We start from the raw sequence: 21,376 nt of genomic DNA on the forward strand, positions 1-21,376 counted from the left end.
CCATGCGTAGATTAAGTGCCATAATAACTATGCTGTTGCTAGCCACCTTGCCGATGTTCGCCCTGTCCTATCATGCGGTGAACGTTGACAAGGTGACGGCTGCAGCCATGACCGCAGCTTACGCTTCGGAGGCAGAGATGGAGGCGATGAACACCAGCAACCTGCAAAAGATCGTTGACCATTACAAGAGTGCCACCGTAGCCACTGCGGGAATTTTACTATCCAAGAAGAAGGACAGGGATGCCATGCGTAACCCTGGCCTTTTTGCGTCTGAGGAAAACTACTATTACAAGCGCATCCTCAACCTTGTGAAGAACGGTATCATGCCAAAGTTGATAACCGTAGCCTCCAAGATGGTGAAGCAACCCCAAAATGCCATCTACTGGGGGCCTTACCTGTTCAAGACCACCGAGAACGTGGAACAGCTTTGCAAGCAGTTCGAGCTAGTTTGCACCAATGGCAAGCTTAGTTTCAAGGATGTGACGTTCCTCCTCATCAACGATGACCTGCGAAAGATATTCGACCTAGCGCAGATGGGTGCAAATACCAACTGGGGCGACCTGTTGGACAAACTTGGAGACTTTGGCGACGGACTCACGAAAGAGGACATACAGGAAGACTTCAAGAACCTTGGTAGCCTCTTGGCCTCCATTGGTGGAAACACCATCGACAGCAACTTGCAAGAAGGAAGCAAGATAGGCAAGATTTTCCACATGAAGCCCAAGGAGATTGCAGACCTCTACAAGAACTTCAAGGAGCAATACGACAAATACAAGGAAGCAGGAAACGTGGAGAACATCCTGATGCAAGTAATCCAGACCGCCGATGCCGACGGCGTGGCCAGACTTTTCAAGGTTGACGACTACAACATCACAGGCTATATCAGCAACTACATCAAGGAGATGCAGGGACAATATTACACCCAAAGATGGTACATAGCCCAGGTGAACAGTGGCTCGCAAGTCCTCGCCACCTACAAGCCGTCCCCACCTACCAACACCAACAACAACTACAACTGGCCAGGATGGACATTCAAGTGCAATTCCCAAAAGAAGACAGCTCCACCCTATCCAACTCTTACAACCGCCGAATACAATCAGCTAAAAAGTACTGCGGAAAGTTCCACTGGATGGAATACAAGCAAGAAGGCCGAGTATGAGAAAAAGAATCCAGGACATACCATAACCCTCAGCTATCAGACCGTTTCCTATAATTACATCTGGGACAAGAGCGGAGGAACCTTTTCGCATTCCAAGCACGAAAGAGGTAAGCATTTCTGCGTATATATGACAGTTACGGACACTTGGAACATCAAGGATGAGGTGTATGAGGAAATCTTTGATTCCCAGACCATGAACCTGGAAATCTTCAAGAAGAAGATGGAATCTCGCTTGAAATACTACCAAGACCAAGAGGCCGACAAGGAAGGCAGCACCCTCTCCTATAAGCTGTGCTCCGACCCACCAAGATACTATGCCATGGCCGATGAGAAGAAGATGGAAGGCTGCAACTCCGTAAGTTTCACAGCCACCTGTGACGGAGGAGCATCCCTAGGAGAAGGCAGCTTCAACTGGAAGGAGAATGGCAAGCAAGGCAGTTCCCTCAATGAGAAGTCAAAGGAGTTTGCCATGCGCAGCACTCCAGACTCAGAAAATAACAATGTGGATGACCTTCTCACCAAGCAAAAGGAGTATGAGGCACAGATTTCCACCTTGAAGCAACAGATTTCCAGCAACGACAAGAAGCAGCAAGAGCTAATAAAGCAAATTCAGCAAGCCCAGTCGTTGGGCAACCAGGACAAGGTGAAGAGCTTGCGCAGCCAATATGATTCCATCACCAATGAGACGGCAAGCTTGAAGCAACAGCTCAACAATACACAGAAATTCCTCAACGAGTTGAACAACAATGTAAACGAGTATTACGAAGACCTTGCCGACAACTTGGACGGTCCCTACAGAATACCATCCAACATGAAGGAATTGGAAGGCATGTACCAGCTACAATGGACAGACGATGGCAACTGGGTGGAAGGCAGCAGCCAATATATCTTTGTAAGACATGGTTATTGTCCGTCGGTGAAGTCAACGGTGACCTATACAGCCACCCTCACCTTGCAACAGAAGCCAAAGTATTTCCTTGGAATCAGAATCCATCGAGCCATATTGTCCGTGGATTTCAAGCTCACAAGCGAGTATTCCAGCGACAATGTCGTGGCAGTCATCAAGCTAGACATGAGCAAGAGCGAGAAAGAAAGAGCCGACGAGGTGAATGCCAAGCTGAAGGAATTGATGGCAGACATGCCCAACTGCAGCATCAACATCAAGTACAACTATGCCTCAAAAGCTGATGATGACGAAGACGAAGACGGCATCCATCTGCTATGGGCTAGCGACCGCCTGGATGTAGCAAGAGAAGTTGACTACCAGCTCACTTCCATCTACTCACAGCTTGTCATCTTGGAGAAAGTGATGCAAGACAGAGAAACCATCCTCGACTTCCTGAAGCACAAGATATTCGATGTAGTGAGCAGGGCATCCAGAGGAGCCATCGCCGAGTATGCACTTACAAGATGGGAAGATGCAAGTATGGCGGCAATGAAGAAACAGGCAGGAGTAGAGGACAAGAAAGAGAATACCCCATCCACACAAAAGTCTGACAAAAACGTTTAAGGTCACAATTTGTGATTTTGAAAATGAATATAAATATGGTAGATACAACAGAAAAGATAGAGAACAGCGAACTGGTCACAAATCGTGATCAGTTGGTTGTCGTGGATAACATAGAGTCTCTAATAAAAGTCATAAGAGGTCAACAAGTTATATTCGACAAAGACTTAGCAAAACTTTATGGAGTAGAAACTAAGTATCTGAACAAGCAGGTGAAACGCAACATAGAACGTTTTCCTGAAGACTTTATGTTCCAATTAACTAAGGAAGAATGTTTGAGGTGCCAAATTGGAACCTCAAACGAGGGACGTGGTGGCGCAAGGTATTTTCCTTATGTTTTTACAGAAAATGGAGTTTCCATGCTTAGTAGTGTGTCTGCGGTCATCTATACTCAGCAGATAATCCGTCGGTTCCAACTCGACATAGACCGCCATAATGCTCAATATGCACCGATTGATGTTGAGACATTCCGTTTGTCGCATGACCGCTTCCTTTGTATAGACGATGATGTATATCACATTGGAGCCTCCATCAAAGACTTAGGTAAAAAGTGGTTTGCCTTTTCCAAGTTAGACATACTATCCCCAGATATGCTCATTGAAAAAATAAAAAGTAACAATTAAAAACGAACGGTATGAGAAAAAAGAACCATAGGTACTATACCTATTATATAATAGTGGCATTACTGGCATGGCTTCCAACAAAAAGCCACGCCCAGTTTGGCATCAACGACATGCCATCCATGGAAGCGATGATTTCCAACCACAAGACTGTAAGAACAGCCTTGGATATAAGAATGATAGCTGAGCTAGGAGTAGAACAGGTACATGAAGGCTCGCAGAAAAGCATCGAGGAATATCAGGAATCCAGCAAGAGGCTCGATAAATACAAACGCTGCTTTGACATCATCGACCTCATTCTTAATGGAACAGCCACGGCTTTTCATGGAGTAAGAACCTACCAAAGCTGCAGTAGCAACATCAATAGCTACCTACAGCTTCTGAACGAGTATGAGGAAAAGATACTCTTGAAGGGCAAGGTATGGTCATCGGACACCATCATCTATACAACAAGCAAGCAAACCATAGAGGATATAAAAAGTTCCGCTTCCAGCATCTATAAATCCTATATAGATTTGTCAGCCTACCTCACAGGAACGGCAGAGTGCAAGACAGAATCCATGATGCTCTGCTTGCAATGTATCAATGAGAACATGGATGCCATTGACGCATCTGTCAGGAACGCCTACCTAACCCTTTGGAGCTATATGACCATTCGCCTGGGGTTCTGGAAGAAAGAGATATTCAGAGCCAAGACCATCAGGGAGATGGCGTTGGAGGCATACGACACATGGAAGAAATCGCAGTACATTGCCTACAACAACCTTCAAAGCCCTTCCACCGAGAAACATAAGGCTTTGGGAGGAGGGGGCATTCTCGGCGGCAGGTCAAGAGGAGACATTTAGTTCCAATGGATAAAAGGTATATATAAGTATAGGCTTATATAAAACAATAAAGAAACAGACATATAAGTATATAAAAATATAATTATATTAAGCAATAATCAATGAAACATATAAGAATTTTATTTTCATTAGTGGCAATGTTATTCATCTCCACGACATCAAGAGCGCAAGGAGCCGAGGTTACCTATATTCATGAAGATGACATCATGAATCAGTTTACAGTAATGGAAACTGGTGCTGGCAGTCTTAAACCAAGAGAATACTATCAACTTATGCACAAGAGTTACCAAAAAACAGCAGCAGCCACCAACAAGTTGAGTTTTCGCTTGGAAAATCAAGTATTGACCAACAAGGAAGTTCCTTTGGCGGAGAAAGTGGATTCCGACTTGGTAAAGAGAGAGAAGGTAGAAGCCACCAACATCGCTACAAGAACACCAGGCGCAGGCGATGTCGCCTGGATGATGGAAAAGGGAAAGATAGAGAGTAAGATGAACACCTTCGAAAGCAACATCAACAAGATAGTAAGCTATGGAGGCAGCAGCGATGACTTCAAGAACTGGAAAGACATCTACAATAGTCTCGACTGTGCCATCAAGCTCATCAGAAAGTCCTATCTAGACCTAGGCAGTCGAAAGAAGGAATATTTGGCAATCTACCAAGACATAGTGAAACGCAACCTCACCCTCACAGGGCAACTAAGATATTGGAAAAGTCTAAAGACTGTCAAACAAGCCCAGCAGAAAGCAACGAAAATAGACAGGCAATCAAGCAATACGGTGATAGCAAACAATGCCATGCGAAGATGGCAGAACGCCATGGCCGTGGATGGTTTCTCCAAATAAGCAAACAAATACACCTATATTCGCATAATTATATAACCATATAAAAATATAATTATATAAGAAAATAAAGAAATATAGCAACAAAGAAATAAGGCAATAATACAATAAAGAAACAGAAAAATAAGGATATAAATCAGTCGTTTTACTCAAAAGTACAATAAAATATATGTGAAAACTAAACTTTTAGTTAATAATGTTGCTCAATTCAAGAAAAAGCTGTATCTTTACAGCCAAAAATAGGTAAAACGGCAATAATGTCAAACCAAAGAGTAAATGATATGAGTAACAGAAATTACAACAATTATAGCATAGCAAAGAAAACAATAGCAGTAGTATTCCTTAGTTTGATAGGAATGCTAAATGTGATGGCACAGACTGGGACGGTTAATAGAACTTTTATCATGACTGGTTTCGGCGAAAAACTTGACACATGCAATCTTTCCTTATTTTTCGAACAAGGAAAGGTTACAGGTTTAAACATGGCTTTCAATAATAAAGGAAAAGGTTCATTTATTTTGGCAAGCATTTCAGGTGCCCCAAACATGTATCATAAATATAAAACTCCAGAACAAAGAATAAATGATTTCAAAAATCTAATAGATACACTTCAAACAAAATATGATGAATGGAGTGCCATAGCAAAAAACAACAAGGTTGTTAACTATAAAAAAGAAATTGCAACCTTTAGCTACGTTCCTATTTTGTTTTTAACCCTTTACCGAAACAACATAAAGTATTATCAACCAACAGAGGTTCCATATATAAGGAAATGCACTCCCTACTTCGAAGTTAGCAAAGATGGACAATGTAGTGTATTTTTCGGATGGAACGGAATGGCATTTGAAAGAGTGAAAGGTTATAACCAAGGAGCATTAACTTCATATCCTATAAAAGAACAAGTCACTGAAAATCTCGTAATATTTCAGTTTTATTCATCGAAAGAGTTACAAAGCCTCAAAGATGCTCTAAATTTAGAAACAGCAAGACAAGAACTCCTCAATAAAACAAAAAGCAGCGAAGAAATAGATTCTTTATTCAAATAATCAACAGCCTCTTGCATTTGCAAGGGGCTTTGTTGTATATCTACCTCAATAATCTATACCCTTGCATTAACACCGAGGGGTTAAAGGGGGTGAGCAGCCTCATTTATAATCATTTACACGATAATCCTTAGAAAAAGAATATGTTAAATAAAAAGGTATATCGTGTTTAGATAGCCTTTTTTGTAATTTTCCACTACTTTTGTGCGAAAATTTTAAAATTGATATAAAAATGGCATTTAGTACATTATTCTTAGATGCTTCATCCGGTAGTGGTACGATGGATGGAATAAAAGACATGGTTAGCGACCTCTCGCAAACCATAGGTGTTGATTTGTTTGAGGAAGACATAGACAATGTCGTTTTTCAAACAAACGAGTTTTTATGCAACAGCGATTTTATCGGTTCGCAAGGTCCTTTTTGGTGGATTTTGCAGATGAGCATGGCTTTGGGAGCATTGTTCTCTATCATCGTGGCTGGAGGCATGGCCTACAAGATGATGGTGAAGAATGAGCCTATAGATGTCTTCAAGATAATGAAGGTGTTAGGCATTGCCATCGTGATGTGCTTTTGGTACCCACCAAGTATGAGTGGATTCAAAGGTGCCAGCAACGCTTGCATCCTTGACGCTTTGGCTTACATTCCTAATTGCATAGGCAGCTACACACATGACTTATATGAAGCCGAAGCTACACAAGTAAGTGATAAATACAATGAACTTATGCCTCTTATCCAAGCACGAGATTCTATTGCTGGTAGTTTGCAGGCAGATATTGATGTGGCAGCAAATGGAACGAAAACGGAAGCTGCTGCTTCCGCTAGTGCTGACGCTACAGGAACCAAAGCTACAACCGAAGGGCAAAAACAAGTTTCGAAAGCTGCACAAAAGTCCACCTTTGCAGGTTTAATGATAGGTCTGGACAAAGTTGTCATGTTCTTTGCCTTGGTCATCTACCGAATTGGTTGGTGGAGCACGATTTTCTGTCAGCAGATACTGTTAGGAATGCTCACGATATTCGGACCGATTCAATGGGCATTCAGCGTCCTACCAAAATGGGAAGGAGCCTGGGCTAAGTGGATAACGAGGTATCTCACGGTACACTTCTACGGAGCGATGTTATACTTCGTTGGTTTCTATGTATTGTTACTTTTCGACATCGTACTAAGTGTTCAAGTAGAGAACCTTACTGCTATCACCCAAGGCGAGGGAGCCATGGCTGCCTACATCCAGAACGCCTTCATGACCTGCGGCTACCTATTGGCAGCATCCGTAGTAGCCTTGAAGTGCTTGAACCTAGTTCCAGACTTGGCAGCGTGGATGATACCAGAGGGCGACACAGCATTCTCCACCCGAAACTTCGGCGAGGGAGTAGCATCCTCAGTGAAGGCAAGTGCGGCTTCAGTGATGAAAATATAAAGAATAGATAAAAAAACAACAATATGGCAGTATTAAAGAATTTAGAGAATAAAATCAAGCTCGTAATGATAGTGAGCAGCCTATTTCTGGTAGGCTGCGTCATTGTGAGCCTAGGCAGCATCATCATCGCCAAGGGCATGGTGGACGAAGCCCACAAGAAAGTTTACGTATTGGACGGAACCGTTCCTATCCTGGTGAAGCAGACCACCCAAGAAGAAACCTTCGATGTGGAAGCCAAGAGCGACATCGAGATGTTCCATCAGTTCTTCTTCACGTTGGCACCTGATGACAAGTATATCCAATACACCATGAAGAAAGCCATGTATCTGGTGGACGAGACAGGACTAGCCCAGTACAACGCCCTGAAGGAAAAAGGCTTCTATAATAATATAATAGGTACGAGCACCATCTGCAGTATCTATTGTGACAGCATCAAGCTCAACACCGATTCCCTCACCTTCACCTACTACGGCAGACAGCGCATCGAGCGAAGGACAAGCATCCTGATGCGTCAGTTAGTAACCGCCGGCAAGCTCAGAAGAGTGCCGAGAACAGAGAACAACCCTCACGGAATCCTCATCACCAACTGGCGAACACTGAAGAACCAAGACTTGGAGGAAACCAAGAAGTCAGACTATTAAATCAAGCAACAATGGACATAAAGAAAGTACTCATGGGCGAGAAGATGCCCGACAAGAACGATCCCCAGTATCGAGAGCAATACGAGCGAGAGGTGAGAGCAGGGCAAAAGTTCGCTGAGAAGACCAAGCTCAACATACTGTTTTTGAAAATCCAAGAATGGGCAAACGACCACAGAAAGGCCTTTCTGGGCATCGTGTTCGGCTTGGTAATCTCCCTGTTCGCCTGGAATGTCATCAACATGATAAGATATTACAATGCGAGCAAGGAGCAAAAACGCCACACGGCAGTGGAGCGAGTAGAGAAAGCCCTTCAGGAGCAACGTAATTCACACAAAGCACAATAAAGATGGATATAAAGAAAATCAACTTCAAGCAGCCCAAGTATATGATACCAGCCATCATATACATACCGCTGTTGTTCACAGGCTACTTCTTGATAGACACATTCAACGTCGAAACATCAGGGCCAGGCAACAGCAAGCTGAAGACCACCGACTATTTGTCGAGCGAGTTACCGGAAGCCTACACCGACAGCGTCCTAGGCGACAAAATGGACAACACCCAAAGGGAATACGGAAAGATTTCCGACCTTTCGGGAGTCCAAAACGTAGAGAACGACAACGACTCCGTAAACAAGAAACAGGATTACGAGTCAAAGTATAACGAAGAGGAAGCCAAGAAGGTCAAGCAACAGCAAGCCGAGGAGAAGCGCAAGCTCCAAGAGATGCAAGAGCGAGTGAGACAAAATCGCAGCCAATCCAACAATGACGACTTCGTTGACCCGATAAGCAGCTCCGAGATAGCCAAGGCGCAACGTCGCCGTCGCCAACGCAACTGGGAAGAAATGAACCGCAACCTGGGAGGTGGCGACAACTATCTGGCAGACAATGAAGAAAACTCGTCCTCTTCCCTTTCCTCTTCAACCACAACAGGAAACACCACGAACAGCGGTATTCCTGGAACCATGAACAATGACACCGACAATTCTTACAACGCTCCAAATACCGCTAACGGCAACCATCAGTACCAAGGAGGCGTACAGCAAGATGGAGAGCAACCAGAAAAGGTGACAAAGAAGACCAAGGAAGTCTCCGACTACTTCAACACCGTAGGCAAGGACAAGGAAAAAGACAAGCTCATCATGGCCATCATCGACGAGAACGTAAAGGCCGTTGACGGCAGCAGGGTCCGTCTCCGCCTGTTGGATGACATAGAGATAGGCGACGAGACCATCAAGAAAGGCACCTACCTATATGCCACCATGAGTGGCTTCGGCAAGCAAAGAGTCCAAGGAAAGGTAGAAAGCATCTTCTATGACGATGACATCATCAAGGTAAGCCTATCCATCTATGACACGGACGGCATGCAAGGCCTGTATGTACCTCTGAGCAGTTTCAGGGAAACCACCAAGGAAGTCGCAAGCAGTGCCATGCAAGGCGGCAACATCATGGACAACACCACGACCAGCAGCAGCGGCATCAAGGGATGGGCGACCCAAGCAGCGCAAAATGCCTCACAACGAGTGATGAACGCCTTGGGAACAGCAGCCAAGAAGAACCGTGTCCGCCTGAAGTACGGCACACGAGTTTACCTTGTTGACGGCAGTCAGAAGGAAAGAAGCAACAGAAATAGAAACAATTATTAATCAGATAGAAATGAAAGAAATAAGAAAGAAGTTCCTATCACTCCTTGCGGTGTGCTTAGGAGCCACACTTGGAGCATTCGCTCAGAAAGGATATAACGACATGGAGCAGCTCACTATCAACGAGAATGTTTCATCCATCATCACGGCATCAGAGCCTATTCGCTTGGTAGATATATCCACAGACAGCATCGCTGGCGACAAGCCATTGGAGAATGTAATCCGCTTGAAGCCAAAGACAGGCAACCACAAAGACGGCGAGGTGATGGGAGTTGTCACCATCATCACAGAACGCTATCGAGTGCAATATGCCTTGATATACACAAGCAAGCTGGAAGAGGCTGTGACTGACAAGGAAGTTGAGCTAGTGGAGCGCAATGCCTTCCATAACCCAGATGTAAGCATGTCAACGGTGGACATGGTGAGTTACGCCATGAAGGTGTGGAACTCCCCTGCCCGATATAGAAGCACATTCACCACCCAGAACAAGATGACCATGCGTCTGAACAACATCTATGTGGTAGGAGAATACTTCTTCATAGACTTCTCCGTGGACAACAAGACCAACCTTCCGTTTGATATCGACGAGCTAAGGGTAAAGCTGCAGGACAAGAAGCAGCAGAAAGCCACCAATGTGCAGACCATCGAGCTGAAGCCTGCCCTGGTATTGGATCGTTCCGTAAGATTCAAGAAAGGCTACAGAAACATCATTGTTCTGAAGAAAATGACTTTTCCTAACGACAAGGTACTATCCATCGAACTCAGCGAAAAGCAGATTTCCGGAAGAACAATCTCCATGAACCTCGATTACGAGGATGTGTTGGCCGCCGATGCCTTCGACACCCTTCTTTTACGTGAACAATAAAAAGACAGATATGAGAAGAATACTTTCAACGATATTCGCCATACTACTGACAGCAAGCGCATTCGCCCAGAGTCACGGCAACCATATCATGGTAGGCGTTGGCGGCAGCTATCCGCAAGGAGTAGAGGCCACCCTCGCCTACGAGCACGAAACCGAGTATCACAACGCCTGGGAATATTTCGCCACAGCCTACTTGAAATACAAGAAAGACGAGGAGGCAGGACATGTCACAAGCGACTCCTTCTGGCACAACTATAACACATGGACTGTGGGTGCAGCCTACAAGCCATGTGTTACAAGAGGCAGAAACCACCACGGAAGTGTAAGAATAGGTGTTAGCTGTGGCAGCGACCTGGACAAAGTGATAACCGCAGGACATGTAGGTTACGAGCATACCTATAACCTCTACAACGGTTGGAGCCTGTTCTTCCAGGTGAAGGAAGATGTAGTAATCAGAGGAAAGGACACGTTCAGAACAGGAGCATCCTTTGGCGTGAAAGTTCCCCTATAATATAATAAGGTGTAAAATGAAAACAAAGATAACAACTTTTGTCATGGGGATGCTTATGATGGCATCCTTCATGACCTCCTGCGACAATCATGAGCCATACGACCCGGACTTGCATATAGGATATGTCCTTTGCGATGACCATACCTGCATGGACACGGCAACCTATTTCAACCAAAGCAAGCGCAAAGCCGTGGGAGTAGTCTTTGCCGAAAAGACGAAAGATCATCCTGTGTTGGCGGTAAACCTGGAGGAAACAAGCGGCATGTTCTGTGACTCCATAGGAATGGAGAACGGAACGAGCGGTGACATCACCAAGTTCGACGGCTTCTCCAATACCGTTGCCATGTATCAAAGCTATGACAATGAAACTGGCCATGGCTCTCCGATAGCCATGAGGATGATGAACTTCCACGAGTATGGGCAAAGCGACCACATCCCAAGCGTGGCAGAACAACGATTGCTGCAAAGTGCAGCCAAGACCATCAATCCCATCATAAAGAGATGCGGAGGACAACCTATCAGCTTGGATGCAGACTGTTGGTATTGGACTTCTACGGAAGTACAGGAGAACCCAGGCACACAAGCCTGGCTATGCAGCGCAGTGAATGGTGGCATCATGCCAACACCAAAGGCAGAGAGCCATAAGGTCAGAGCCATCATTGAGATGAATTATCCAGAATATTAATCTTCAAACACAAAATTATGGCAAATTGGAAAACATTGTTGGAAACAGCCTTAAAAGGAGCCAAGACCGCTGCCCCACATATTCTTACAGGAGCAAAGGTAGCAGCCCCTTATGTGAAGAGTGCGGTAAAAACAGGAGCGCACGCAGTAAAAGGAACAGCAGAGTTCATCGCCAAGCATCCTAAGACCTCCCTTGTAGCAGGTGCTGTGTCCCTCCCCTATTTCGGTTACAACAAAGGCGCATTAACTTTTGCGAAAGAAAAGTTACTGGGGGATGACTCCAAGGAAAAAGGACTTGTTGACACAGCATCAAGATTAGCATTCGGCGACCAAAAGGATGCTTACGGAAACGAAAAGTCAATCTCGGAGAAAGCAGTCAACGTTCTTTTTGGCGAAGGTTCCTATGATTCAATCAAAAGAGCAGGAGGAGCCACCATTGACGAGGGGCAGGAGCTCTACCATAATCTTAAAAACGGGGTGGCAGGAATAGGCAATGAAGCAATCGGCCTGTACCAAGACGGAAAGCAGTTTGCTGGAAATTTCTTTTCCGGCAACGGCATGGTTTCCAATGGCAACGGTGGCTATTACGATCCAACAGCGCAATCCTATCCATCCATGGCACAGATGCAGATGACCAATCAACAAGGCGGTGGTTCAATGAATGCCTTGATGAACGGCATCAACAATGCAGTAAGCCAAGTGTCCGGTGGAAACGTGAGCAAGATGAACATTGCCAGTTTGTTGCTTTCTGCCTATATGATGTTCGGTAGATTTGGTTGGATGGGAAAAGCCGCCAGTTTGTTGCTGGGAGGAATGACCTTACACAACATAAACGGAAAACAGGCAGCTTCTCAACACCAAAATCAGCAACAACAGCAATCACGTGCGAACGTTACCGAACAAATACCTCTTCAGACAGCAGAGATGCCTGTTGAAGAAGAGAACACTGTTGTTCGCATGAGAAGACTATAATTAGATACAGGAGAGCTATCTCCTATTAAAAATCACAGATAAGATGAAAGAAAATTTTAAAGATATGCTCCTCGAATCCGGAAGTGGTTACATGATGCCATTCGCCTTGGAGGAGAAAGAAGAGCTTCCAACCACACTAGGATATGGCAAACAGCGTCACCCCATGACAGGCGAGGAATTTAACCATCTAGGTGTTGACTTCGCCATTAAGAACAGAGATTTGTACGCAGTAGCCTCTGGTATGATTGTTGGCGCAGGAAACGATGCGCTTCATGACAATTACATCGTAGCCAAATATGGGAAGTACGAAGTTACTTATGGGCATCTAGCAGAAGCATATACAGGATATGGTGAAAGCGTTTCCGCAGGTGATAAAATTGCCAAAAGTGGCGATTTCCTTCATGTCGGCATACGATTCAATGGACAAGACATTGACCCGATGGTTTTTCTTTCCATGATATGGGCTAACATCCAGCAACTCGCCGCCATGGGAATCCAAAAACAGCCTACTGAAGAATCCTTGGGAACAAAAAACATAAAAAACAGTTTCGACAAGGACTATGTTTCCATCTTGATGCTCATGCTCAGATGGCTTCCAAGCTACATGAACGACTTAAGGAACAGGGCTTACAATCCTCCTCCAAGGGCAGAATCATCCCTGCGCAACATCTTTGCCCAGGCAGCCTCCAAGAATTATTTCTTTGAGAGCATACCATCCGTAGCCAACCCTCTCGGATTATCAGAAAGAAGTGTTCCCCTAGCCGAGAAAATTCAGGATATCCTTATCCATGATTTTCTCAGCTATCTGGCACTGAACCACAACATATATCCTGAGACATGGGACGAAAATGAAAAAAAAAACTTCTTTCACAAGCTTCAGAAGACGGATTGACCGCCGATCCTTTGAAAGACCTTGAGATAGACATACAAAGCTACGATGTTGAACGCACCGCCTCCGTTTACTATGACAACCAAGGAATCCGTTGTTGGACAAAAGCTTGGTTTAACGGAAGGGAAAAAGGCGAGAATGCCATCGAGATAACCAGACAACTCGCCATGAAGTTCTTCAATGACGAGATGTCCATGGATGAATGGCTGTCACGTTTCTACCCTAAGCAAATGGCGGTATATCATAAGGCCATCAGTCAGGCACGCAGTCAACTTCTTGGAATGTAAACAACAAACAATATGGCAAAAGGTAATAATTTACAGGATTTATCCCAAATAGACTATTGTCTTCAGCAATACTATAGCAAGTATATGGCAGCCACTCTTCTTCAGGAGCGAAAGAAAATCCTTCAAGAGCAGAAGAACGCTGCCATAAAACTTAATGAATCTCTTCAGAGACTGCCTAACTTTGGTGCCGCTTCAAATTCGTTCACCAAGTTGAACGATGCAGAGCAACTTACCAAGAAGTCGCTCGACGAGTTGGCTGCAAGGACTTCTGAACGTTGGTTCAAAGACCCCAAGATAGTGAAAGACTACAGCGTTTTCGTTACATCTTTCTATGAAAGCCTTGTTGCGAAAAATGGCGGTAGAGACTCCAAGGCGTTGGAAAACTACGCCAACAACTACTGCGCCAATCGCCTTCAAAAATTGATGGTGGAACAATTAGCTAGGGAGCAGGTTCCTGCCAACACCGCAACTTACATAGCCAAGAAAGCCTTTTCGGAGAGCATTCTTGGCATGGGCGACTTTGGTAGCCTAAAGAAAGGAGCCATTGGGCAAAAGGTTGATGAACAAGCGGAAAAATATTACAATCCATCCGTTGTTTCAAAAACAGCAGGAACGATTGCTGGTTACGGAATAGATGCAGCACTCACCCCAGGAGGTGTAGGAAAGGCAACTTCTTCCGTAGCCAAGGGTGTGGTAAAGGTAAGTCAAAAAGCTGCAGGTTGGTGGTTAACCGACAAGATTTGCCAAGGAGGTCTCCATATTTATGGCAAGCTATGGGGAACTGAGGATGAAGAGAAGAAGGATAACCGTACCATCTTTGGTGACGAGAATGCTTCTGCAAAAATACAGGCCGGAGCAAAGAGATACAAAAAGAATGGCACGGAATTGATGATGAACATCAATAGTGGACTTGCAAAAAAGATAAAGTTGCCACCCCCAAACACATCTTTAACCATAAAGAAAGAAAGCAACGCCCTATTGGCGGAACACAAGGGTAATTCCCAAAAGCTTCTCTCCACCATCAAGAACAATCTCTCCAAACAGTGTGTGCCATTCAACGGAAACAGCAAAGTTCCAGCTTGGATGTTGAGCAACAGCAGCAAGCAAAACAGGGCGTTGGCATCCTCTTTCTACGCCTGTGCCATGGAAATGTCTAGAGAGCAAAAACAAGTAAGGATGTTTGGAGGCAAGAAGATGACCTTGAAGGAAGTGAGTCAACGAGCCTATGACTATGCAAGGGCAGCAGTTGCCGTAGAGCAACGATCCTCCAAGAATGCAGCTCATGCCCAAAAGGGGACATGGGACAAAAACATGTCTGCGCTCAATGACCAGATAAACAATCCTGGCAAGTCATCAATTCGTAAGCATCCAACTTCCTCTCCCCAGGCAACCCCAACGGCATCCCCTTACGCTTCGGGACCTTATGCGCAAAACGGCGTAATGGGAACAGAAGCAAACGGTACAACACAGAATACTGCGCAAAATCCGAACATTGGTGGCTGGGGCAACGCCTTTGAAAGCTTAGGCCTTAATGGATTTGGGGACATCGGCAAGAATCTAGGCTATGTATTGGCCATGCTTCCTGATATGATTATAGGAATGTTCACAGGAAAGACTCCAAACCTAAAGCTTCAGGACAACCTGATGCCATTGGCTGCCATAGTGGGAGGAATGTTCGTAAAGAGTCCTCTCCTGAAGCTGCTGCTCATAGGATTTGGCGGTGCAAACATCTTGAATAAAGCAGGTCATGCAGCCATCAGCGATGGTTTAGCAAAGAGCAACAATGTGTCAAAGACCTACAAGGTTTATCCTGACGAGCCTTTGAATTCAAGAATAGTGAATCCAGCGATGAAGGGAAGCAGTATGATAGCCACTGTCGACGGCGTGCCTAGCGTCATCAACATATCAAGAGATGCTGCAGACGCTTACAACAAGGGAGCCATCCCTATCAACACATTGGCGAATGCTGTCCTTCGCAAGTATGATGAGAACAAGGCATTGGCATCGCAGAATTATGAGCAGCATATGAGCCAAGAAGAAACAACAATCCAATCAATGGGTATTAAATAGGTGTTAAGTGCCAGTTATATTAATTTTAGAAATACCTTCTGGTTCGAGAGAATCGGGAGGTTTTAGTTTGTCATTAAGTTAGAGCGGTATTTCCAAGTCGGAGTATCGCTTTTGTTTTACATCTACCTCAATAATCTATACCCTTGCATTAACACCGAGGGGTTAAAGGGGGCGAGCAGCCTCATTTATAATCATTTACACGATAGTCCTTAAAAAAGAATATGTTAAATAAAAAGGTATATCGTTTTTATACCACCTATCTTGTATTTAATCAGTTACTTTGCCATTGGAAATAAAAAACAACCCAATAAATAAAAAATACAATGGCAAAAAAAGAATCATCTCAACAAGCCTCGGAGCAGCAGGAAGGAAAAGTTGACCGAATAGACAACGCCCTTCAGAAGTTCTCCGACATGCTCATCGCAAGAATGGAGCAAATGAAGGAAAGCAAATGGAAGAAAGGTTGGACGGATGGGCGCACAGCCCAGTTCGGCTTGCCTCAGAATCTCGTGGGTCGCCCTTATACAGGCAGCAATGCTTTCCTGTGCCAAATCCACACCACGATGGAGCATTACAGAATGCCAGTTTACCTTACCATCAAACAGATAAGGGATGCAGGAGCCATGATCAAGAAAGGCGAGCACAGTATTCCTATCTTCAAGTGGGACTTGCGAATCAAGGACAAGGACGGCAAGAAACTGTCAGAAAGCGACTATCGTAACATGACAAAGGAGGAGCAAGCCGAATGCACCGTTCGCCCTTATCTGAAGGTATATAACGAATGGAACATAGACCAAACCAACCTGGAAGAGGTCAACAAAGAAAAATACGATGCCATCTTGAAGCGTTTCAAGTCAGAGCCTATCAAGGACGAGGTAGGAATGTACAAGAACGAGGCCTTCGACAACCTCCTGAAAGAACAGTCTTGGGTGTGTCCTATAGAATACGAGAAGTTCAATGAATCCGCTTTCTATAGTCCCAAAAGAGACCAGATAGTAGTTCCTTCCAAAAAGCAGTTCAATATCAGCAATACCCCAGAGGATGTTTTCAAGGACGGAATGGAGTTTTACGGCACCACCATTCATGAAATGGCTCACTCCACAGGTCACGAGTCACGCCTTGGCCGTGATGGCATCGTAAAGATAGACCAATTTGGCTCAGACCAATACGCCAAGGAAGAACTTGTTGCGGAGCTTACATCAGCCCTCATAGGCAATGCCATGGGTTTTGATAGCAGAATACGAGAGAACAACATAGCTTATCTCCAAAATTGGATAGGTTCGTTGAAGAAAGACCCGAAGTTCTTGAAGTCGGTGATGTCAGATGTGAACAAATCATCCAAGATGGTTTTAGAACACATCGACGAGCAACGCCGAAAATTAGGAGAAAAGGCCCTGTTGGATGGTTCTCTTGATGGTGTGGAAGAAAAAAACAAGAATGAGCAACAACTTCAAGACCTGAAGGAGGAAGATGCTAAGAAAGAGGTCATAGCCAAGGTATGGCCTTCCGTCAACAACAAGATTACAATGCCCTCTGGCGACATTCTCACCGTTGACTACAACAAAGAGAAAGACACTCTTGAAGTTGCATATAAAACATCAGAAGGTGAGGAAAAAGTTCACTGCACTAACTATGACCACAGCCAGGGCATAAACCAGAACTTAGGCTATGTGTGGGAAGAGCTTTCAAACATGAAGCAATTCCAGGAAAAAGAGACAAAGACTGAAATCCTTTCACAAGGAAAGGACTACTTCACTTCATTGATGGAAACTATAACTTCCACTCCCAACAGTGAGCATACAGTTTTGTCTGTGAAGACTCTTCCCGAGCTACGAGACTATTACAAGGGGAATCCCAATGTAGGAGCTTGGATAAATCAAGCATCCAACAAGGAAATCATAGAAGCAGGAGCAGACTTCTTGCCTAACCTCCGCTATAGCCACAAGGAAGGCAGAAGCCTCTACAACATAGAGGCAGCGTATTCAAACATCAACGCATTATATCCCGATGTTGTGGACAATGGCACAAAACGCCAAATTGTTCATCGAATCAAACAAGCCGAGGAGGTGGTAACCTCCTACCATAACAACATCGAGGAAAAATTTGGAAAAGAATTTCTCATGGAAAAAGAAAATATGAACAAGGTTCTTTCTCGAAATGACTACCAGGAGCAAGGTCAGACCATACAGCTTGACCCAAAGGATGAGAAGAAATATTTCTCGTCCTACAACTACTTTCAGATGGAATCCGAGACCGCCGAGTTTGACAAACTAAAGGATGCCGAGGACTATGAAGGCATCCTTGCCCTGGCGAAAGAATATGATCAAGGTGACAGCATGGACTTGGAGCATGTAGAGACCAGCATGACACCAGGCTATGGTGATGATGTTCTCATTGATGATGAGAACTATGCTGTTGTATATAACAATTCAGTAGGTGGAACCTACAACTTGTTGAGAAAGTACAGTGAGAATGACATCCGAGAGGCCATCGAGCGTTACGGTATGCCAGATACACCGAGCTATGCAGTGAAGTTCATAGACCAGCAGATGGGCTTGGAAAAAGGCGTAAAGCCTTTAGTAGAGATTCCATCCCCAGAGGCAAAGGCTGTAGCCAAGAGCTTTCGAGAAGACTTGACACCTCAATTCACCATGCCGAATGGGAAGGTTCTAGATTACCACTATGACGCTAGCGACAACAAAGTCATAGTAGGAGAAAAGTTAAATGATGGTTCTTTCATAGAAACTTATGTCCACGATTACGACTTTGCTCTCAGCAAGGCAGAAAACATGTCTGCCATATACAAAGAGTTGTCAACTGAATATCAAGCAAAAAAGGCGAGCGAGGAAAAGAAAACTCCTCGTGAAGACAGCTATATCCAGACAGATGTCGTAGGTAAGGCCAAACAGATAGCATCCACAGGTGTTCCTATGGAAGAAGCAGAGAAAAAGGCTTCATCCATTGTGAAAGAAGAGGTTCACAAGGAACACCATAAGCAAGAAGCCGAGAAAGACAAGCAGGAAAAGGACAAGGCAAATCAAGCCGCAGCAGAAGAGAAGAAAGAGCAACAAGAGAAAAAAGAGGAATCAAAAGAGGCCAGCGAGGCGACAGCCAAAGCCCTTACCCATGCAGCCCTTCTCGTTGGAGCATTATCTGCTGCCAAGCAGAATGAGGGAATTTGGATGAACAAATCCCAGAAAGGTAATGCAGAGTTCATCAACACCCACACCCCTATCACGGCCTACAACAACATTATGATGAACCTCAATTCGGATGCCAACAAGTATAAGACGAATGTCTATACATATTATAATCCTGCCAAGGAGAATAACATGCCAGTGAAGCAGAACGAGAAAGGCATGGAGTTCCATTGGACTAGTTGGGGGTATCAGAACGCCATGGATAAGGACGAAGTCATCACCAGCAAGCAGTTTGACAAACTTCCTGATGACGAGAAGTCTTTCTATACCAAACATGCCACACGAGTTGTGCAGAACATCTACAATGTGGAGCAAACCACCATGAACGCCAACAACCATGACGCTTACGTGGAACTTCTGAAGACCAAGGGATCGCAGCTTTCACAAAACGAGAAAGAGCAAAAAGGGAAATACTCTTCTATTATGAAACAATGGAAAGAGTTGAAGGGCAAGCATCCCGATGCACTTCTATTGTTCCGCATTGGCGATTTCTATGAGATGTACAAGCAGGATGCCAAGCGAGGTTCGGAAGTGTTGGGAATCACCTTGACCAAGATGAATGGAAGTAAAGACTTCCATCTTGCAGGATTTCCACATCAAGCACTTGACACCTACCTTCCAAAACTCATCCGAGCAGGAGAACGAGTAGCCATCTGCGACCAGTTGGAATCAAAGAAGACCGTCAGCCAAGGCTTCGACGCAAAGGCAATACTGAACAAAGCATACGCCACTGCCAAGGAAGTGTCCAAGCAAAGCGGTATGCAATATGAGCGAGTGATGGTTTTGCAAGATGCCAAATACGATTCCAAGGAAGACAAGATTGTCGTAAGCGGCATGAAAGGCGAAGTTGGAAACGAAAAGATGGCTGCCCTTTACAAAGCAAACGACATCTACAGAGCCGTTGTTGCAGCCACAGGTACAGAGAACCGTCTTGACCGTTCGGGCAGAAACAATCTCCTCCCAGAGGACGATGCCAAGCATGAGCAGCTGGTGAGAGAACTTGCAGCAGGAGTTATGATGGCTCGCCAGGGACTTCCAGCCATTCTCTCAAAGGAGAATGAGAAACTTATTCCTTATTGGGAACGAGAGATAAAGGAAAATCCAAAACTCTTGGGAATAGTAGAAAGAGATGTGAACAATGCTGTAGAGACCATCGACAACCTTGTGGCAAAGCGAAAGGTTGACTACGAGGCCATCCGTGGACAGCTTCCAGGAAAGACGATGGAGAATCCATCAAAATATTCCATCTCCCAAGACTTGGCCAAGCTGCCAAACATAGAGACCAAGGAAATAGTAGTGGTAAAAGACATCTTGCGAAAAGAAGCAGATGTCATTCTTCCTGCAGGAGCATCCTTGGAAGTGAACAACGAGGTTCCTGGCATGAGAAAGGACAGAATCACCATTGCCTTGAAGAAAGAAGGCATTGACGATGTGAGGTTCTATAATGCCGGTGGTTCACTTGGGTTGAATAAGCCAAACTCCTATTTCCAAGGGAAGGAAGTCACGCTCAACAACTTGAAGCAGTATGAGTTGGTTCTCCATCATACACTTGATGTAGAGAAACAAGCCGCCCCAAAGAAAGAAGTAATCATCAAGAACTTCCAAGCCATCAAGGATGACAACGGCAGATATGCCTTCTTCATCAAGCCAGAGAACGAGCCTTCTTTCTCTGTATATCCTGCCAAGGAGCACTTGAACACGTTCTACAACGTAATCAAGACGGACAAACAGGCAATAGTCCACAATGCCCTGGCACAAAGATATTACGAGATGGCCACCAAGCATCCTGACACCAAGCTAGACCTTATCACCCCTAAGAAGGTTGATGTGGATATGAAGCTCATAGAGCGTCCTTCCATCACATCGAGCGCACAGGATGCCAAGCAGAAGCTCATCTTTGCCACCATCAATGGGCAGCGTGTACAAGCTCCTATCAACAAGCAACAATGGCAAAAGATGTGGCTTGCCGAAGATATGGGAGCCTACAAGAGGGCTTTGGCCGCTGTCATCTTCGAGCCTATGCTGAAAAGAGGCATGGAAGGAGAGCAATCTCAACAGGCTGTTAGCGAATCAGAGAAAGTAGAGATTAAGGAAAAGCCCGCCCCTGAGAACAAGGTACAGGAAACTGTTACGGAAACTCACAGAACAGGCCTACATATGTAATACACGAGGGTGCATCCAAAGG

General features: G+C 44.8%; 17 protein-coding genes. All 17 read left to right on the plus strand.

What is annotated here, in order from left to right; translation table 11 throughout:
• Positions 1-2: 2 nt before the first annotated feature.
• The 17 genes from RCO84_RS08265 (at position 3) to RCO84_RS08345 (ending at position 21,354) form a co-directional block, all read left to right on the plus strand.
• A complete protein-coding gene (locus RCO84_RS08265; protein WP_317584698.1) occupies positions 3-2,669 on the plus strand; it encodes a PspA/IM30 family protein in 2,667 nt (888 codons plus the stop codon).
• Positions 2,670-2,704: 35 nt separating this feature from the next.
• Positions 2,705-3,289 carry an ORF6N domain-containing protein gene (locus tag RCO84_RS08270; RefSeq protein WP_153083294.1) on the plus strand — a complete coding sequence of 195 codons (585 nt, stop codon included), beginning with the start codon at positions 2,705-2,707 and terminating at the stop codon, positions 3,287-3,289.
• 11 nt (positions 3,290-3,300) lie between these two features.
• Positions 3,301-4,131, plus strand: coding sequence for a hypothetical protein (locus RCO84_RS08275; RefSeq protein WP_317584700.1), 831 nt, complete (start codon positions 3,301-3,303; stop codon positions 4,129-4,131).
• A 137-nt stretch (positions 4,132-4,268) separates the two neighbouring features.
• On the plus strand, positions 4,269-4,973 hold the full coding sequence (locus RCO84_RS08280) for a DUF5045 domain-containing protein (protein WP_153085719.1): 705 nt from the start codon (positions 4,269-4,271) through the stop codon (positions 4,971-4,973).
• 278 nt (positions 4,974-5,251) lie between these two features.
• Positions 5,252-6,016: a hypothetical protein gene (locus RCO84_RS08285; RefSeq protein ID WP_151202036.1), complete on the plus strand. Its 765-nt coding sequence runs from the start codon at positions 5,252-5,254 to the stop codon at positions 6,014-6,016.
• A 295-nt stretch (positions 6,017-6,311) separates the two neighbouring features.
• Complete coding sequence (locus RCO84_RS08290; protein ID WP_373690149.1) at positions 6,312-7,430, plus strand: hypothetical protein; 1,119 nt, start codon at positions 6,312-6,314, stop codon at positions 7,428-7,430.
• Between the two features lie 23 nt (positions 7,431-7,453).
• Complete coding sequence (gene traK / locus RCO84_RS08295) at positions 7,454-8,071, plus strand: conjugative transposon protein TraK (protein WP_153118396.1); 618 nt, start codon at positions 7,454-7,456, stop codon at positions 8,069-8,071.
• 11 nt (positions 8,072-8,082) lie between these two features.
• Positions 8,083-8,415 (plus strand): hypothetical protein, encoded by a 333-nt coding sequence (locus RCO84_RS08300; protein ID WP_117586836.1) that lies wholly within the window; start codon positions 8,083-8,085, stop codon positions 8,413-8,415.
• Positions 8,416-8,417: 2 nt separating this feature from the next.
• A complete protein-coding gene (traM, locus tag RCO84_RS08305) occupies positions 8,418-9,716 on the plus strand; it encodes a conjugative transposon protein TraM (protein WP_317584703.1) in 1,299 nt (432 codons plus the stop codon).
• 10 nt (positions 9,717-9,726) lie between these two features.
• Positions 9,727-10,578 carry a conjugative transposon protein TraN gene (traN, locus tag RCO84_RS08310; protein WP_117586835.1) on the plus strand — a complete coding sequence of 284 codons (852 nt, stop codon included), beginning with the start codon at positions 9,727-9,729 and terminating at the stop codon, positions 10,576-10,578.
• Positions 10,579-10,588: 10 nt separating this feature from the next.
• The gene (locus RCO84_RS08315) at positions 10,589-11,089 is read left to right on the plus strand and encodes a hypothetical protein (protein ID WP_118312258.1); all 501 of its coding nucleotides are present in this window, start codon (positions 10,589-10,591) and stop codon (positions 11,087-11,089) included.
• A 16-nt stretch (positions 11,090-11,105) separates the two neighbouring features.
• The gene (locus tag RCO84_RS08320; RefSeq protein ID WP_147487236.1) at positions 11,106-11,774 is read left to right on the plus strand and encodes a DUF1566 domain-containing protein; all 669 of its coding nucleotides are present in this window, start codon (positions 11,106-11,108) and stop codon (positions 11,772-11,774) included.
• A gap of 17 nt (positions 11,775-11,791) precedes the next feature.
• Complete coding sequence (locus RCO84_RS08325) at positions 11,792-12,745, plus strand: hypothetical protein (RefSeq protein ID WP_317584705.1); 954 nt, start codon at positions 11,792-11,794, stop codon at positions 12,743-12,745.
• A gap of 64 nt (positions 12,746-12,809) precedes the next feature.
• Positions 12,810-13,637 carry a M23 family metallopeptidase gene (locus RCO84_RS08330; RefSeq protein WP_317584707.1) on the plus strand — a complete coding sequence of 276 codons (828 nt, stop codon included), beginning with the start codon at positions 12,810-12,812 and terminating at the stop codon, positions 13,635-13,637.
• Entirely contained in the window at positions 13,634-13,921 is a 288-nt protein-coding gene (locus tag RCO84_RS08335; RefSeq protein ID WP_373690120.1) for a hypothetical protein, read from the plus strand. Before RCO84_RS08330 ends, RCO84_RS08335 begins: the two co-directional genes overlap by 4 nt.
• 12 nt (positions 13,922-13,933) lie before the next feature.
• Positions 13,934-15,991, plus strand: coding sequence for a hypothetical protein (locus tag RCO84_RS08340; protein WP_317584708.1), 2,058 nt, complete (start codon positions 13,934-13,936; stop codon positions 15,989-15,991).
• Positions 15,992-16,314: 323 nt separating this feature from the next.
• Complete coding sequence (locus RCO84_RS08345; RefSeq protein ID WP_317584710.1) at positions 16,315-21,354, plus strand: ArdC family protein; 5,040 nt, start codon at positions 16,315-16,317, stop codon at positions 21,352-21,354.
• Positions 21,355-21,376 lie beyond the last annotated feature (22 nt).

The organism is Segatella copri, assembly GCF_949820605.1.
In the GTDB taxonomy this organism is placed as follows: Bacteria; Bacteroidota; Bacteroidia; order Bacteroidales; family Bacteroidaceae; genus Prevotella.

What these genes read in the sequence shown, in the direction of transcription:
- RCO84_RS08265 (WP_317584698.1), top strand. Translation starts at nt 3, where the DNA reads ATGCGTAGATTAAGTGCCATAATAACTATGCTGTTGCTAGCCACCTTG.
- RCO84_RS08270 (WP_153083294.1), top strand. Translation starts at nt 2,705, where the DNA reads ATGGTAGATACAACAGAAAAGATAGAGAACAGCGAACTGGTCACAAAT.
- RCO84_RS08275 (WP_317584700.1), top strand. Translation starts at nt 3,301, where the DNA reads ATGAGAAAAAAGAACCATAGGTACTATACCTATTATATAATAGTGGCA.
- RCO84_RS08280 (WP_153085719.1), top strand. Translation starts at nt 4,269, where the DNA reads ATGTTATTCATCTCCACGACATCAAGAGCGCAAGGAGCCGAGGTTACC.
- RCO84_RS08285 (WP_151202036.1), top strand. Translation starts at nt 5,252, where the DNA reads ATGAGTAACAGAAATTACAACAATTATAGCATAGCAAAGAAAACAATA.
- RCO84_RS08290 (WP_373690149.1), top strand. Translation starts at nt 6,312, where the DNA reads ATGGTTAGCGACCTCTCGCAAACCATAGGTGTTGATTTGTTTGAGGAA.
- traK (WP_153118396.1), top strand. Translation starts at nt 7,454, where the DNA reads ATGGCAGTATTAAAGAATTTAGAGAATAAAATCAAGCTCGTAATGATA.
- RCO84_RS08300 (WP_117586836.1), top strand. Translation starts at nt 8,083, where the DNA reads ATGGACATAAAGAAAGTACTCATGGGCGAGAAGATGCCCGACAAGAAC.
- traM (WP_317584703.1), top strand. Translation starts at nt 8,418, where the DNA reads ATGGATATAAAGAAAATCAACTTCAAGCAGCCCAAGTATATGATACCA.
- traN (WP_117586835.1), top strand. Translation starts at nt 9,727, where the DNA reads ATGAAAGAAATAAGAAAGAAGTTCCTATCACTCCTTGCGGTGTGCTTA.
- RCO84_RS08315 (WP_118312258.1), top strand. Translation starts at nt 10,589, where the DNA reads ATGAGAAGAATACTTTCAACGATATTCGCCATACTACTGACAGCAAGC.
- RCO84_RS08320 (WP_147487236.1), top strand. Translation starts at nt 11,106, where the DNA reads ATGAAAACAAAGATAACAACTTTTGTCATGGGGATGCTTATGATGGCA.
- RCO84_RS08325 (WP_317584705.1), top strand. Translation starts at nt 11,792, where the DNA reads ATGGCAAATTGGAAAACATTGTTGGAAACAGCCTTAAAAGGAGCCAAG.
- RCO84_RS08330 (WP_317584707.1), top strand. Translation starts at nt 12,810, where the DNA reads ATGCTCCTCGAATCCGGAAGTGGTTACATGATGCCATTCGCCTTGGAG.
- RCO84_RS08340 (WP_317584708.1), top strand. Translation starts at nt 13,934, where the DNA reads ATGGCAAAAGGTAATAATTTACAGGATTTATCCCAAATAGACTATTGT.
- RCO84_RS08345 (WP_317584710.1), top strand. Translation starts at nt 16,315, where the DNA reads ATGGCAAAAAAAGAATCATCTCAACAAGCCTCGGAGCAGCAGGAAGGA.